General features: G+C 70.9%; 15 protein-coding genes. 6 read left to right on the top strand and 9 right to left on the bottom strand.

Annotated features, from left to right (window positions below; translation table 11 throughout):
- Positions 1–190 precede the first annotated feature (190 nt).
- The 5 genes from PGN25_07545 to PGN25_07525 all read right to left on the bottom strand — a co-directional run bounded on the left by PGN25_07545 (position 191) and on the right by PGN25_07525 (position 6320).
- Entirely contained in the window at positions 191–3937 is a 3747-nt protein-coding gene (locus PGN25_07545; GenBank protein ID MEH3117450.1) for an AAA family ATPase, read from the bottom strand.
- Positions 3938–4013: 76 nt separating this feature from the next.
- Positions 4014–4412, bottom strand: a complete 399-nt coding sequence (locus PGN25_07540) for a type II toxin-antitoxin system PemK/MazF family toxin (GenBank protein MEH3117449.1) — start codon at positions 4410–4412, stop codon at positions 4014–4016.
- Positions 4366–4611, bottom strand: a complete 246-nt coding sequence (locus tag PGN25_07535; protein MEH3117448.1) for a PbsX family transcriptional regulator — start codon at positions 4609–4611, stop codon at positions 4366–4368. Before PGN25_07535 ends, PGN25_07540 begins: the two co-directional genes overlap by 47 nt.
- Before the next feature lie 152 nt (positions 4612–4763).
- Positions 4764–6014: an exonuclease SbcCD subunit D gene (locus PGN25_07530; protein MEH3117447.1), complete on the bottom strand. Its 1251-nt coding sequence runs from the start codon at positions 6012–6014 to the stop codon at positions 4764–4766.
- A 171-nt stretch (positions 6015–6185) separates the two neighbouring features.
- Entirely contained in the window at positions 6186–6320 is a 135-nt protein-coding gene (locus PGN25_07525) for a hypothetical protein (GenBank protein ID MEH3117446.1), read from the bottom strand.
- A 462-nt stretch (positions 6321–6782) separates the two neighbouring features.
- On the opposite strand from PGN25_07525, the gene PGN25_07520 reads away from it, so the two are divergent.
- Positions 6783–7703, top strand: coding sequence for a L,D-transpeptidase (locus PGN25_07520; GenBank protein ID MEH3117445.1), 921 nt, complete (start codon positions 6783–6785; stop codon positions 7701–7703).
- Positions 7704–7805: 102 nt separating this feature from the next.
- Positions 7806–8048: a prolyl oligopeptidase family serine peptidase gene (locus PGN25_07515; protein MEH3117444.1), complete on the top strand. Its 243-nt coding sequence runs from the start codon at positions 7806–7808 to the stop codon at positions 8046–8048.
- Between the two features lie 328 nt (positions 8049–8376).
- On the opposite strand, the gene PGN25_07510 is transcribed toward PGN25_07515, so the two are convergent.
- Complete coding sequence (locus PGN25_07510) at positions 8377–8721, bottom strand: hypothetical protein (protein ID MEH3117443.1); 345 nt, start codon at positions 8719–8721, stop codon at positions 8377–8379.
- Positions 8722–8851: 130 nt separating this feature from the next.
- Positions 8852–9886: an alpha/beta hydrolase gene (locus PGN25_07505; GenBank protein MEH3117442.1), complete on the bottom strand. Its 1035-nt coding sequence runs from the start codon at positions 9884–9886 to the stop codon at positions 8852–8854.
- A gap of 146 nt (positions 9887–10032) precedes the next feature.
- On the opposite strand from PGN25_07505, the gene meaB reads away from it, so the two are divergent.
- Entirely contained in the window at positions 10033–11022 is a 990-nt protein-coding gene (gene meaB, locus PGN25_07500; GenBank protein ID MEH3117441.1) for a methylmalonyl Co-A mutase-associated GTPase MeaB, read from the top strand.
- Positions 11019–11654 (top strand): peptidase C15, encoded by a 636-nt coding sequence (locus PGN25_07495; GenBank protein MEH3117440.1) that lies wholly within the window; start codon positions 11019–11021, stop codon positions 11652–11654. The genes meaB and PGN25_07495 overlap by 4 nt, the downstream gene beginning before the upstream one ends.
- Positions 11655–11904: 250 nt before the next feature.
- Here the strand turns inward: PGN25_07495 and leuD are convergent, their stop codons facing one another.
- Positions 11905–12510, bottom strand: coding sequence for a 3-isopropylmalate dehydratase small subunit (gene leuD / locus PGN25_07490; GenBank protein MEH3117439.1), 606 nt, complete (start codon positions 12508–12510; stop codon positions 11905–11907).
- Between the two features lie 287 nt (positions 12511–12797).
- Here leuD and PGN25_07485 point away from each other — a divergent pair, with 287 nt between their 5' ends.
- Positions 12798–12971 carry a hypothetical protein gene (locus PGN25_07485; protein ID MEH3117438.1) on the top strand — a complete coding sequence of 58 codons (174 nt, stop codon included), beginning with the start codon at positions 12798–12800 and terminating at the stop codon, positions 12969–12971.
- Between the two features lie 12 nt (positions 12972–12983).
- On the opposite strand, the gene trpS is transcribed toward PGN25_07485, so the two are convergent.
- Positions 12984–14045 (bottom strand): tryptophan--tRNA ligase, encoded by a 1062-nt coding sequence (trpS, locus tag PGN25_07480; GenBank protein MEH3117437.1) that lies wholly within the window; start codon positions 14043–14045, stop codon positions 12984–12986.
- 280 nt (positions 14046–14325) lie between these two features.
- Between trpS and PGN25_07475 the strand changes: the two genes are divergently transcribed.
- Entirely contained in the window at positions 14326–15129 is an 804-nt protein-coding gene (locus PGN25_07475; protein MEH3117436.1) for a DUF2490 domain-containing protein, read from the top strand.
- The last annotated feature ends 179 nt before the right edge of the window (positions 15130–15308 follow it).

Here is a 15308-nt window from a genome sequence, read left to right as displayed (position 1 = left end):
TCTGCCCATCCGTGGACGTGGGAAAAGCCTCATCGTCTTGCGAGTCTGGATGCAGCGTGGGGCGTTTTGGCAGAGCAAAAATTTGGCACTGCCGAAGGTTCCGGGTCGGTCGTGTCCCGGGATGTGGTGTAGCTGAGGGGTGGTCATCGGCGGTTGCCGGCTGGTGGATCGATGCAGCGGTCGGCCTGCCTCAGAAGACGGCAGCGCCGCGATCGACCACCCGCACCACGCTGCGGCCGGAGCCGCGCTTCTCCACGCGGATCTGCACGGCGATGCGCTCCATCATGCCGGCGACGTGGGTGATGACGCCGACCTTGCGGCCACGCCCCTGGAGCGTCTCCAGGGCATCGACCGCGAGATCCAGGGTCTCGGCATCGAGCGAGCCGAAGCCCTCGTCGATGAACAGCGTGTCGACGAAGGATTGCCGCCCCTCCAGGCCGGACAGCGCCAGCGCCAGCGCCAGCGAGACGAGGAAGCGCTCGCCTCCCGACAGGCTGCGGGTGGCCCGGCGCTCGTCGCCCATGTCGCGATCCACGACGTGGAGGGCGAGATCGGCGCCCGCGCTGCGGGCGAGGCGGTAGCGCGGGCTCAAGGCGCGAAGCTGGTCGTTGGCGAGATGCACGAGGTGGTCGAGGGTGACACCCTGCGCGAAGCGGCGGAAGCGGTCGCCGCCGGCCGAGCCGACGGCCTCCTCGACCCGATGCCAGGTCGCGAGTTCGGCGCGGGCCGCCTCGATCTCGGTCGCGAGGTCCGCGGCCTTGATACGGGCCGCCTCGTCCCGGCGCAGATCCGCATCGAGGGCGCCCAGCCGCTGCTGTGCCTCCGCCATCGCCTCGGAGAGGCGCGTGGCTTCGGCCTGCGCCGCGGCGACGTCGATCCCGGACACGGAGCCGAGCGCGTCGAGATCGGCGCGGCGGGTGGCGAGCGCGGTCCCGGCCTCGGCCTCCTCCCGCGCGAGTCGGTCGAGGCGCGCACGCAGCGCGGTCCGCGCCTCGGCCGGCACCGCGAGAAGGGCGGCGACCGCCTCGCGCCCGCGCGCGCCGCACGCCTGCGTGAAGGCCGCTTCGGCGGCGTCGTGACGGGCGGCGGCCCGCTCCGAAGCGGCGTCTGCCCCGGCGGCCTCGGTGACGGTGCCCGTCAGGGCGCGGGCGGTCTCGGCGCAGGCGGCCTGCGCGGCCTTCAACGCGTCGCGGGCGGCGTGGCGCTCGTTGTTGAGCCGGGTGCGGTGGGGGCCGGTCGCCTCGCCGCCGAGGAGGCCGGCCCGTTCCTCTCGCGCCCGCGCGAGCCGGGCCTGCCGCTCGGTCGCCGCCGCGCGGGCCTTCGCCGCCGCGCGCGCCTCGGTCTCGCAGAGGGAAGCCGCGGCGGCCCGTTCCGGAGCCAGGGCCGCGATCTGCGCTTCGAGTCCGGCATGCCGCGCGCGCAGCGCCGCGTAGGCCTGCCCGAACGCGGCGACCCGGTCGGCGCAGGCCTCCGGGTCGCGGTCGAGTGCGGGCAGGCCGAGATCGGCGGCCGTCAGGGCCGGCGTGATCTCGGCCGACAGGTCGGCGATGCGCTGAAGGAGCGCGGCGTGCGTGCTCTCGGCCCGCTCGGCGGCGAGGCCGGCCTCGCTCCGGCGCCGGGTGAGCGCGTCGAGGGCGCGGGTCTCCGCCTCGGCCCGTGCTTCGGCCGCGTCGCGGTCGCGGATCAGACCGTCGATCTCGCCGCGCAGCGTCCGCGCCGCCGCCAGCGATCGGAGGGTGGCCTCGCGCTCGGCCCGTGCCGCCGTGCCCTTCGCGGCCAGCACCGGTGCATCGGGCTCCTGCGGCAACACGGCCGCGAGTCCGGCGGCTTCGAGCGAAGCGGCGAGTGGGGGCAGCCCGGCGCGGTAGCGGGCGCTGGTCGCCGCCGCCGCTTCGGCCGCCGCGGCGCCTCGCTCCTGGGCGTCGTCGAGCCGGCCCTCCGCGGCCGCCGCGTCGCCGCGGGCGCGGTCACGGGCGGCTTGGCGTTCGCCGATCCGCCGATCGAGTTCGGCGCGCCGGGCGCGCATCTCCTCGGCGAGCCGGCCGAGGGCGCCTTCGGATTCGTGGGCGTGGGGATGGTCGGGGCTGCCGCAGACGGGGCACGGGCCGCCGGATACGAGCAGGCTGCGCAGGCGCGCGGCCTCGTGCGAGGCGCTCTCTTCGGCGAGTTCGGCCAGCGGCGCGATCTCGGCGCGGCGGATTCCGGCTTCGTGCAGCGCGGCCTCCGCCGCCGCATGGCGCGCCGCGGCCTCGGCGAACGCCGCGGCGGCCTCCGTCTCCGCTTCGGCGGCGGCGGCGCGGTCGGCGAGCGCCGTACCGTGACGCCCGGCCAGAGCGCAGGCCTCGCGTAGAAGATCCAGCAGGCCTTCGAGGGCCGCGGCGCGGCCCTGCGCCGCGGGCTCGGCCAGGGCGTCGAGCGCCGCCTCGCGTTCGGCGCGGGCGGCGGCCAGCGCCTCGCGCTGGGTGCGAAGCGCGGCGAGGCGGGCATTGCCGGCTTTCGCCTCGTCGTCGCAACCGGCCATCTCGCTCCGGCGCGCGGCCCCTTCCGTCGCGGCCGCCTCCGCCTGACCACGAAGCCGCGCCCGCTCGCGAATCCGCCGGGCGAACTCGCCGCCGCGTTCGGCGAGGGGGGCCTGGGCACGGTCGGCATCGAGGCGCCGGGCCGCGGCCTCGCGCGCCTCCTGCGCCTCGCCGAGGCGCAGGTCGAGCGCGGCGAGCGCGGCCATTGCCGTCTCCGCCGTCTCGGCCGCGCGGATCGCGGACTGCCCGGCTTCCGCCGCCTCCTGCTCCGCGTGGGCGATGGCGGCGTCGCGTGCGGCCGCCCGGTCCCACAACGGACCGAAGCGCTTGAACACGGCCTCCGCCGCCTCGTCCGCGGCGCTCGCCTCGGCCCGCTTCGCCTCGCTCGCCTCGGCGGAGATGTGCGCCGCCGTGACGCGAGCCCCGACCGCTTCGACCTGGGCCTGTGCCGCGGCGCGCTCGCGGCCGGCCTCGTCCAGGGCTTCCGCCCGCCCGCGCAGCGGTTCGACCGTATCGAGTTCGGAAAGCCGCGCCCGGTCCGGTGCGGCGGCTGCCGACGCCTCCCGGGTCGATGCGGCGTGCCGCCCGGCCTGCGCCAGCGCCGCGCGCGCGGCCTCGATCCGGCGGGCGGTCTCGAGAGTGCGGCCGACCGCTTCCTGCTCCGTGCGCCACGCCGTGACTTGGGCGAGCAGGCCCTCGCGCTCCCCGTTGCGGGCCTTCAACCCGTCCTCGTCGAGCAGGCCGATCTCGCGGCGGCGCATCTCCAGCGCATCGACCGCGCGGCGATGCTCCTCGTAGCCGACGTGAACCCGCTTCGAGATCTCGGAATAGATCGCCGTGCCGGTGATCTTCTCCAGAAGTTCCGCGCGCTCGCTCTCCGCGGCGAGGAGGAAGGCGTCGAACTCGCCCTGCGCCAGCAGCACCGTGCGGCGGAACTGGTCGAAGGTCAGATCGGTGAGTTCGATCACCCTGCCGAGCACGGCCATCTTGCCGGACGCGACGGCACGGCCATCGTCGAGCCGATGCAGGCGCCGTCTCTCGGCCTGGAGCTTGCCCGTCGCCCTGTTGCGGGCACGGTACGTTTCCCAACCGACGCGATAAGCCACGCCGTCTCGGCCGACGAAATCCACTTCGGCGTATCCCGCGGCGGCACCCCGACGCAGGATCGCCCGGCCATCACCGGCACTCAGCGCTTCGCCGCTGGGATCGGGCACGTTTTCCTTGTGGGTTCCGGTCACCCGGGGGTAGCGGCCGTAGAGGGCGAGGCAGAGCGCGTCGAGAATGGTCGACTTGCCCGCCCCGGTCTCGCCGGTGATGGCGAACAGGCCGGTGGCGCCGAGCGGCTCGGCGGCGAGATCGACCGCGAACGGCGCGGCGAGGCTCGCGAGATTCTCGCCGCGGATCGCGAGGATGCGCATGGCTTCTACCGCAACGTTTCTGCCGCGGCACGCTGCGGCGCCCCGATCCTCACCCTGTGCGGTGAAGCGTCATCGCTCACGCGATGTCAAGGAAAGCGCGTATCATTTCGCGCGCATCAACGAGCACTTCGAGCGGTGCCGCCTCCACGAAGACGAGCCGGCACACACGAAAATCCAGCGGCTTTCCCTGATCGGGAACGACGACTCCGGTCACGCTCAGCCCGGCAGGCAGCGGAATTTCGAATGGGTAGCCTTTCGCTTGGCTCGTGACCGGGCAGACATGGCACCGTCCGACACGGGCATTGTACGAGCGCGGAGAGATCACCAATCCTCGCCGAAAACCGGATTTCTCCGTTCCCCTCGTCGGGCTGAAATCGACCCTGATCAGGTCTCCGGCCTCCGGGACGTAATCTCCCGACGCCGCTTCTTCACCATTCCTCGGACCCGACTTCCGGGCCATCGAATATTTCTTCATGAAAATTTTCCTCGGTTATGCGCGCCACAAGCTCGTCCAAATTATATCGGCGCTTTTTGACAATAGGAGTAATAATTAAACGACCTTCTTCAACAATCAGATTGGCTTCTGTTCCATCAATTGCTCCAATATCACGCATTGCATGAGATGGAATACGTAGAGCGAGGCTGTTGCCCCATTTCGAAAACTGAACGATCATGGATTCAAGTCCAACTGAGCAACACGCCCTCCAGCCCCAATCCGGTCTGTTGGTTGCAGCGTGAGTACCACGCTGCGCGTATCGTCATCGTATATACATCCGCGGATGCCGCCGGGCAAGACCGCGCTCTCCGCGGGTCGGTGGCTCCGACCTCAGGCGTCCGCCCGCGCGCGGTGGAACACGTCGAGATGGGCGGGCTCGGGCTCCTCCTCCCACTTCGCCCGGTAGGCGAGGCGGAACAGGTCCTCCGGGTCGCGTTCCGACAGGCGCGGCGGCGGCGGCGCCTCCGCCTCGACGATCTCGACCGCGGCGCGCGGCGGCACCGTCACCCGCACGTCGACCACGCGCACCGGGAAGCTCTCGGCGATGCGGTCCACCTCCGCCCGGTAGCCGGGCAAGAGACCGTCGCGGGCGAGCCGGACCTGGATGTAGGGCCGCGCCTCCATCGGCAGGCCGGGGTCGAGCGCCAGGGCGGCGAGATGGTCGCCGAGATCGGCGAGCTTCATGTCGCCGGAGGCCGGCAGGCGCAGAAAGGGGACGGGGCGGGCGATCGCGATAGGCTCGATCTCCGCCGCACCGGTGCCGAGAGTCACCAGGGTGACGCCATGGCGGTAGGGCTGCTCGGCCGCCGAGAGCGGAATCAGCGAGCCGCAATAGCGCACCTGCCCGGCGCCGAGCGCCTGTGCCCGGTGGAGATGGCCGAGGGCGACGTAGCGTGCCTCCTGCGGAAACACGTCGGCCGGCACCGCGTGCTCGCCGCCGACGAGGATGCGCCGCTCCGCCCCTTCCGATTCGAGCCCGCCCGCGACGTGGAGATGGCCGGTGACGAGGAGCGGCAGGCCGGCCAGTTGCGGCCGGGCCGCCTCGAAGAGTTGGCCGTACAGGTCGCGCACCGCGCGCACGATCGGCGAGGTCTCGCCGACGCGGGTGCCCTGGCCGAGCGAGGAGAGCGGCGGCAGGCAGGCGGCGGTGGGGTAGGAGACGGCGAGCACCTGCGCCGCCACCTCGCCGTCGGCGCCGCGCACCGGCACGAGATGCCGGTCGAGGTCGATCGCCCCGTCGCGGCGGCGGACATTGCCGACCACGTGGACGCCGATCGCTTCGAGCAGCGGGCGCGGCGCCTCCAGCCGGCCGGCGGCGTCGTGGTTGCCGGCGGTGATGACGATGGTCATCGCCGGCCGCGCCGCGTGCAGCCGCGCCATCAGCGCGTAGAAGCGGGCCTGCGACTCGCCCGACGGGTTCTGGCTGTCGAACACGTCGCCGGCCACGACGAGGGCATCGACCTCGCGCTCGACCACGATGCGCTCCAAACTCCCGAACACGGCGTCGTGCTCGCGCTCGCGGGAGAAGCCGCGCAGGGTCTGGCCGATATGCCAGTCGCCCGTATGGAGGACGCGGATCACTGGGGACGCCACTCGCCGATACCGGGGCGACGACCGTCGCCGCCCAGGGCGGGTTGTAGCCGGTTGCGCAGCCGGCTTCGAGAGGGGGCGGCGATCGAAGCTCCGATCGCCCGCGGCTTTCGGCGTTTCGGAGCCGGGTCCGACATCACCGGATCGAGCCGATGCTTTCGCTCAATGGCAGACGGTGACCGTCTTCACCAGCCAGCCCTCTTCCACCTGCCAGAGCTTGCGCCGCACGCGGGTGCAGTTGGCGGGCTCGGCCGCGGTCCAGGCCGTCTGCGGTGCGGTCGCGACCGGGGCCTGCACCGCGGGTGCCGCCTTCGGCCGAACGGGCGCGGCTTTTCGTGCGGCGAGGGCCTCACCCGGCAGCGTCAGGCCGAGGCAAAGCAATCCGAGGGGGAGGCGGAGGAACGAGGCGCACAAGGGGAGGGGTCCGTGGTCGGGGCCGAACGGTCACGCTTGATCTAGGGATCGCCCCCGCCGATGCAATCGCCGCCCGCCGCGATTCGCCTCGCCATCCGCACATTTTTTGCGAAACCGTTAAAGCCGCCCGCCGGCCGCATGGCGGGGCTGCATGTAACCTTTCGGACACAATGTTCGCACAGTTGTCGGTGCAGGGAGCGCGACCGTTCGGTACGGCACTGACGCCGGTCCACTTCCTTGCTAGGGAGCGAGCGGGGCAGTTCAGCCGGCCCGGACGATCGTGACCGTCTTCAACCGGAATTCCGGGGACGTTTTCCGAGTCCGGCCCATTCGATCGAGCGATCCATGTCCAGTCAGAACCGCCGTACGCTTCTGCTCGGGGCCGCGACGAGCCTCGGGCTCGCCGTCTTGCCGGGCCATGTCCTCGCCCAAGCCCTCGACGGGTTCGACGACGACCGGCTCTATCAGGACGGCAACGGTGCGCTCTATCGCCGTCGCGGCGGGCAGTACGTTCCCTATAACGGCCGCGTCAGCAACGGCCGGCCGGTGCCGGATGCCGACGCGGATCTCGATGCCGAGGCCTATGCCCGCCGCCGGGCGGAACGCTACGGCGAGCCGCCGGCCGCCGCGGAGGCGCCGAACCAGACGCCGCGTCAGCAGCAGGCCGGCTACCCGGTGCCGCCGCAGCAGCCCGACAACGGCCCGATCGATTACGCCCGCGCCTACGCGGCGGTGGGCAACGAGCCGTTCCCGGTCGAGGCGATCCCCTACAAGAAGTTCAACCAGACCTACCTGCGCCAGGAAGTCGATTTCCGCACCACCGAGCCGCCGGGCACCATCGTGGTCGATCCGAAGGCGCACTTCCTCTACCTCGTCCTGCCGAACGGCCGGGCGCGGCGCTACGGCGTCGGCGTGGGCAAGCAGGGCTTCTCGTGGTCGGGCACCGCGACCGTCAACGCGAAGCAGGCTTGGCCGGACTGGTATCCGCCCAAGGAGATGATCGCCCGCCGGCCCGATCTCGCCCGCGAGGTCGACAAGCTCCAGAGCGGCCTCGGCGTGCCGGGCGGCACCCGCAACCCGCTCGGCGCCCGCGCGATGTACCTGTGGCAGAACAACAAGGACACGCTGTTCCGCATCCATGGCACCCTGGAGCCGCACTCCATCGGCAAGAGCGTGTCCTCGGGCTGCATCCGCATGATCAATCAGGACGCCATCGACCTGTTCAACCGCGTCGAGGTCGGCGCGCGGGTCGTGGTGCTCGGCTGATCCCGCGAGAGCAACCGTTCGGCAACCCGACGCGCTACGGCCATCGGATCAGCCCGGACGGGCGCCGCCTCGGCTGGGTGGCGCCCCACGAGGGCGTGCAGGGTGGATCCCCGGGTGAAGCAGGCGGAATCCGCTCGGATGGTCGCCGCGATGGGGCGGGGCGGCATCCCGGTCACCTACCTGCTGTTCCCGGACGAGGGCCACGGCCTCGTGCGCCCGGCCAACCGGCTGGCGTTCTTCGCCCGCGCGGAGACGTTTCCGGCCCGCCATCTCGGCGGACGCTGCGAGCCGATCCGGGAGGCCGAATCGGCGGGCCCGTCGATGCAGGTGGTGTGGGAGGGGTAATCGCCGTCGCGCCCTGGATTGCTTGCGCCGAGCCTCGCAATGACGGAGGAGTAATACGATATCCGGTTGATGACTTCGGCCTGTCCTGCGTCCTTGCGAGGCGAAGCCGTGGCAATCCAGGGCGCGCCCTTTCCGGACCTGTCGCGCCCTGGATCGCTTCGCGGCCGCTCGCGATGACGGAGGGCGGGCAAACCCGAAGCGATCAAGCGGAAACGGTATAAGGCCCACACCGTCCTTGCGAGCCGTCAGGCGAAGCCATCCAGCACCGCGCGCTTCGGCAGGATCGAACGTCACCCGTCGGCCTCGGCGCCGACAGGGAGCCGCCGTCTCACGCGTCGAGCGGCTGATCCTCGTCGTCGATGTCCACGAGGAAGACGATGTCGGCCTCCTCCTCGTCGTCGGCGCCGCTGTCGGTTTCGCCTGCGTGATGCGCGTCGGTCTCGAAATCGCCCTCGCCGTCATCGGCGGCGAGGGCGTCCTCGAACTCCTCGATCTCGTCCTCGCGGGCCTTGCGCACGGTGAGCGCCGAAGTGCCGTTCCAGATCGGACGGCCGGCGGTCGTCATCGTGCGGATGTCGTCCTTGAAGCCGTCGCAGGTGAACAGGTCGCGGGCGGTCGCCTCGTCGCCGTTGATGACCGCGATCGCCGTGCCGTCGATCTCGAGCGTGAACATCGGGAACATCCTCGGAGGAGGGGAAGGAGCCACGGGCCGGCCTGCGGCTCTCGCGGAAAACCCGGGCCGGACTGGCCGGGTTCGGCGGCGCTTGTAGGTGCCCGCACCGGATTCGTCGATGGGCGCGGCGTCAGGCTCCGCTGCTTCCCCGCGCGATCGCCCGCCTCACCACGCCCTGTACCTCGCGGTTCGACAGGAACAGGTCGTGGTTGAACAGGCCGCCGCCGTAGTCGGACGCGTCGGCCACGCGCACGCCGAGCGCCTCCAGGCGCTTCCGGTCGGCGGCGCCCGCGCGGACGATGCCGCCCGCGATGGCGCCGGAGATTTCGAGCGCCCGGTCGTTGGTCGCCGAGATCACGGTGATGCGCTTGGCGTCCGGCCCCAGGCGCTCGACACCGTTGGCGAACAGGTCGATGTCGATGTCGGGCGCGGCCAGCACCACCGCGCCGATCCGGGCGACCGCCGCCTCGCCGGCCTCGTAACGCAGCATGCGCAGCGTCTCCAGCGTCAGCAGCGTGCCCATGGAGTGGGCGACGATGTGGATACGCCCGCCGCTCGGCGTGGTCGCCAGCGTCTTCAACAGATCCTCGAAGGCGTCGCGGGACCACAGGGCGCTCTCGCGGTCGTAGCCGTAATCGAAGGTCGCCGCGGCGGACGGCCAGGTGAACAGGGCCGAGGCGCCGGCGAAGCGGATACCGTCGGAGAGCATCGCGGCGCTGAGCGCGGCCGATTCGAAGCTCTCGCGATAGCCGTGGACGTAGATCAGCACGTCGCGGCCGAAGGCGGCCTGGGCGAAGGCGGCCGCCGCGCCCGGTCCCGTCGTCACCTCGCCGACGGAGCGGATTCCCCAATCGCCGCCGACCACCGCCGAGACCTTGCCGATCAGGGAGCGGTCGGGCGCGGACATGTGCACTTCGGCAAAGCTCAAGCCCCGGCCGCGCTCGGAGCCGAAATACGGCGCCGTGGGCGGGTTGCCGGACGCCGGGCGGCGGGTCGTGGCGACGAGGAGGACCGGACTGACGTCGAGGGCCGATTGCGTCTCGGCCACGGCCCCGGTGGCGAGGCCGTCCATGACGCAGCCCGACAGGGCGGGGGAGAGGCCGGCCGCGCCGGCCAGGCCCATCAGGCGCAGGAGGGAGCGGCGGGTCGCGTCGGAGGGCTGCATGGCCGGTGTTCGATCCCCGAAATGGCCCGCCCCGGTGGCAGGCCGGCGCTGGGCGCCTTTCCTTCACCCACGATCTTGGCCGTGGCGGGGCACGAATGGGGCTTTGAGCACTCGACGCCCGCCCGCGGCACCGGCATGAAGAGACCATGAGCGCGCCCCTCCCCGACATGGACCAGATCCGCAAGCGACTGCTGGCCGGCGACCGCGCGGCGCTCGCCCGCGCCATCACCCTGGCCGAGTCGCGCCGGGTCGATCACCGGGCGGCGGTGCGGGCCCTGATCGACGCGGTGCTGCCGCAGACGGGGCGGGCGATCCGGGTCGGCATCACCGGCGTGCCGGGGGTGGGCAAGTCGACCACCATCGACGCGCTCGGCTCGCTGCTGACGGGAGCCGGGCACAAGGTGGCGGTGCTCGCGGTCGATCCGTCCTCGACCCGCACCGGCGGCTCGATCCTCGGCGACAAGACGCGGATGGCCCGGCTCGCCATCGACCGCAACGCCTACATCCGTCCCTCGCCCTCCTCGGGCACGCTCGGCGGCGTGGCGGCCAAGACCCGCGAGACCATGCTGCTGTGCGAGGCGGCCGGCTTCGACGTGATCCTCGTCGAAACGGTCGGCGTGGGCCAGTCCGAGACCGCGGTGGCCGACCTCACCGACTTCTTCCTCGTGCTGATGCTGCCCGGCGCCGGCGACGAACTCCAGGGCATCAAGAAGGGTATCCTCGAACTCGCCGACATGATCGCGGTCAACAAGGCCGACGACGGCGAGGGCGAGCGCCGGGCCAATGCCGCCGCCTCCGAGTACCGCGCGGCGCTCCACATCCTGACGCCGCCCTCGGCGACGTGGACGCCGCCGGTGGTCACCATCTCCGGCCTGCACGGCAAGGGGCTGGATGATCTGTGGTCCCGCATCGAGGATCACCGCGGCAAGCTCACCGCCACCGGCGAGATCGCGAGGAAGCGGCGCGAGCAGGACGTCAAGTGGATGTGGGCGCTCGTCCACGAGCGGCTGCACCAGCGCCTCGTCGACAGCGCCGAGGTGCGCAGGGCCACGGCCGAAGCCGAGAAGGCCGTGGCCGGCGGCGAGCACTCGCCCGCCGCGGGGGCGGACGCGATCGCGACGCTGATCGGGCTGTGAGCCGCCTTCTCGTCACGGGCTTCGGTCCGTTCCCGACCGTGCCCGACAATCCGAGCGGACGCCTCGCACGGCGGCTCGCGGCGTCGCCGCACCTGCGCCGCATCCTCGGGCAGGCGCCGGACTGCCTCGTGCTCGACACTCGCTACGGCGCCCTCGACACGCAGCTCGCGCCGGCCCTGGCAAAGAAGCCCGACGCGGTGCTGATGATCGGTGTGGCGGCGCGCCGCCGCCGCGTCTGCGTCGAGATCCGCGCCGTGAACCGGGTCAGCCGGCTGTTCCCCGACGCGGGCGGCGCGGTGGGCCGGACGCTCACCTTCGAACCGGACGGACCAGCACGGCGGTGGAGCCCCGCCGCCGGGCAGGTGCGCATCGCGCTGAAGCGGGCCGGGCTCGATGCCGCGGCCTCTCGGGATGCCGGGCGCTACCTGTGCAACGCGTCGTACTTCCGGGTGCTGGAGCGAGGCTGCCCGGCCGTCTTCCTCCACATCCCGATGCCGCCGCGCACGAAGCGCCCGCGGGCGGGGGGAGGGCGGCGCCGGCCGGCCCTCGACCTGTGGGCCGAGGCCTTCGCCGAGGCGGCGCGGGCGCTCGCCCTGCGGGGCAGGGCGGCCCGTCATACCGACCGGCGATGATCCCGGCTCATCGCCGGTCGCCCGCGCGAAGGCGGGCGTCCGCCGGACGCAAGGGATACGCATCGGTCGGCTTCCAGGCAGCTTGGTATGATACCGTTTCCGATCGATCGCCTCGGGTTTGGCCACCCTCCGTCATCGCGAGCGGTCAGCGAAGCGATCCAGGGCGCGACAGGTCCGGAAAGGTCGCGCCCTGGATGGCCACGGCTTCGCCTCGCAATGACACAGGAGAGGCCGAAGTCATCAACCGGGCTCAGGCCCATTCGCGTTGGGCGAGCTTGGCCTCGAACGCCTCGATCGCCGCAGCCTTCCGGTCCAGGGTCAGGCCGATCTCGTCGAGCCCGTTGAGCAGGTTGTGCTTGCGGCCCTCGTCGATGTCGAAATGCAGGGTGCCGCCGTCCGGCCCCTTGATGGTCTGCGCGGCCAGATCGATCGTCAGCGTCGCGTTGGCGCCGCGCTCCGCGTCCTGGAACAGCTTCTCCAGATCCTCCGGCGAGACGACGATCGCCAGGATGCCGTTCTTGGCGCAGTTGTTGAAGAAGATGTCGGCGAAGCTCGTGGAGATCACGCAGCGGATGCCGAAATCCGCGAGCGCCCAGGGCGCGTGCTCACGCGAGGAGCCGCAGCCGAAATTGTCGCCCACCACGAGGGTCTTGGCGTTGCGGTAGGCCGGCTGGTTGAGAACGAAGTCGGGATTCTCCGAGCCGTCGTCGTTGTAGCGCATCTCCGAGAAAAGGCCCTCGCCGAGCCCGGTGCGCTTGATCGTCTTGAGATATTGCTTCGGGATGATGCGGTCGGTGTCGATGTTGATGATCCGCATGGGCGCGGCGACGCCCTCCAGGGTCGTGAACTTTTCCATCGGCCTTCTCGAAATCGTCGTCCTGCGCCGGGCCCGCTCGGCTCGGCGCCGGTTCGTCCTCATCTAGCAGCCGGATCGCCCGTTCGGTAGTCGAGCGGCCCGACCTGTTCCGATCGGCACCGGGTTTGCGATATGGATCGGCCCGCGCGAATGATACCAACCGTCGATGATCCCGACTCATCGCCGGTTGCCCGCGCGAAGGCGCGGCGGCGGGCGTCCGCCGGACGCAGGGAAGCCGACCATCGGTCGGCTTCCCTGCAGCTTGGTATGAGAGGACTTGATCTCAGATGGCCGAGACATCCGACACCTTCAAGAAGGCGCCCAAGCGCAAGCCCTCCAAGGGCAAGAGCGTGGCCGTCTCGCCCGAGATGCGGCAGGCCTATGCCGACCTGATCAGGCAGCGCGAGGAAAAGGAGCAGGCCTACGGCCGCCACCTGCGCCAGGACGAGCCGCGCCGCTGAGACGGGCTCGCCTCAGACCGCGTGAAGCACCGGCCCGCGCCGGACGAATCCGACGATGTCCTTGACCGCGTCCAGCGTCGGCGCGGCGATCGCTCCGGCCCGTTCGGCGCCGTCGGCGAGGACGGAATCGATGTGGGCGGGATCGGCGACGAGCCGCTTCATCTCGGCACCGATCGGCGCCAGCGTCTCGATGGCGAGATCGACCAGCGCCGGCTTGAAGCTGGAGAACTGCGCACCGCCGAAATCCTTCAGCACCTCGTCGCGGGTGATGCCGCGGAGCGCCGCGAAGATGCCGACGAGGTTGTCGGCCTCGGGCCGCCCGGCGAGGCCCGCGACCTCGGCGGGGAGAGGCTCCGGGTCGGTCTTGGCCTTGCGCACCTTCTGGGCGATGGCGTCGGCGTCGTCGGTCAGCGCGATGCGCGAATACTCGGACGGGTCCGACTTCGACATCTTCTTGGTGCCGTCACGCAAGGACATCACGCGCGCCGCCGGACCGCCGATCAGCGGTTCGGTGAGCGGGAAGAATTGCTCGCCGTGGCCGTGCGCCAGGATCGAGCGCGAGAAGTCGTTGTTGAACTTCTGGGCGATGTCGCGGGTCAGTTCGAGATGCTGCTTCTGGTCCTCGCCCACGGGGACGTGGGTCGCGCGGTAAGCCAGGATGTCGGCGGCCATCAGCACGGGATAGTCGTAGAGGCCGATCGAGGCGTTCTCCCGGTCCTTGCCGGCCTTGTCCTTGAACTGCGTCATGCGGTTGAGCCAGCCGAGGCGGGCGACGCAGTTGAAGATCCAGGCCAGTTCCGCGTGCTGCGGCACCTGGGACTGGTTGAAGACGATGGAGCGCTTCGGATCGATCCCGGCGGCGAGGAAGGCGGCGGTGACTTCGCGGATCTGGCCGCGCAGCGCCTGCGGATCCTGCCACAGCGTGATCGCGTGGAGATCGACCACGCAGTAGAGGCAGTGCGCGTCCCGCTCCTGCATCTCGACGAAGCGCTTGATGGCGCCGAGATAGTTGCCGAGATGCAGGTTCCCGGTCGGCTGGACGCCGGAGAACACGAGTTCGGTGAACGCGGCCATCGGCGCGAGTCCTTGGAGAGAAGGGCCGGGCCGAGGCGATCTCGTGATCCGGTTCGAAGCGGCGGGTTCTGGCACCGGCGACGGCGGCGGGTCAAGCAGGATGGGCATCTCCTCCAGGACGATCGCTTGAAGCGTTCCCCCTGATTTTTTTGCAGGCCTCAGTCGCCGGCGCCCGCCTCCGTGAGCTCAGGCTCTCGCTCCGCTCGATGTCTGTCAGGACGAATGTCTTGGAAAAACCCGCTCCACGCGGCGCTCTTCGCGCCGCGAAGCCGCTCAGGCGATGGCCCTGTTCGCAGCGGTCCGGGAGCTTGACGGCACAATCCGAGAGCGGACAATCCGTCTCCGACCGAGGGCACCGCAAGCCACGGCGGGCGGTGCCGCGGGCGGAGAGTGGATCGTGATCGCACGTACACACCTCCTCCTGACGATCCTGTGTCTCGCGGTGTCAGGAGGGCGGGCTGCCGCCGAGCCCGTCCATGACGGCCAGCTCTGGATCAATACGACCCTGTTCGGATCCATCGGCGATGCGGCCTTCTTCGCCGAGGTTCAGCCCCGCTTCGGCAACGGCATATCGCAGCTCGACCAGTCGATCCTTCGCCCGGCCGTGGGCTGGAAGGTCAACGAGGATCTCAAGCTCTATCAGGGCTACGCCTCCGTCGAAGATCACGGCACGTCGGGCCGTGTCGGCGTCGAGGATCGCAGCTTTCAAGAGATCGACTGGAAAATCGGGGAGATCTCCGGCGTCAAGGTCTCGTCTCGCACGCGTTTCGAGCAGCGGCGGCAATCCACGGGACGGAACGTCGGCTTCCGCTTACGCGAGAGCCTACGCTTCGCGATGCCGCTGACACAGGAGAAGGGCAGCGTCTCGGCCGTCGGCTGGACGGAGATCTTCGTGGCGCTGAACGACACGGCCTGGGGTGCCCGCGCCGGCTTCGATCGCATCCGCACCTTCGTCGGACTGGAGCTTCCGATCGGCGGAAAGTCCACGGTCGAGATCGGCTACATGAACCAGACGGCCAGGACGCCGGCCAGCGGCGTCGAGCTGGATCATATCCTGTCGCTGAACCTCTTCGTCCGGTACTGAGAGCCTGTTTGACCGGCCAATGTGTCTTCGTCAGGCCACGGCAAGGCGAGAGGAAGATCCTACTCCCATCCCCACCCTCATCCTGAGGTGCCGGAGCGGAGCGGAGGCCTCGAAGGGTGCTCCAGGAATCGCGCGGGATCTGGAGGATCCTTCGAGGCCGCTCACGCGGCACCTCAGGA

The sequence above is a fragment of the Methylorubrum populi genome (assembly GCA_036946625.1).
In the GTDB taxonomy this organism is placed as follows: Bacteria; Pseudomonadota; Alphaproteobacteria; order Rhizobiales; family Beijerinckiaceae; genus Methylobacterium; species Methylobacterium populi_C.
Note: the sequence above shows the minus strand (reverse complement) of the source record. Positions and strands in the feature narration are given on the sequence as shown.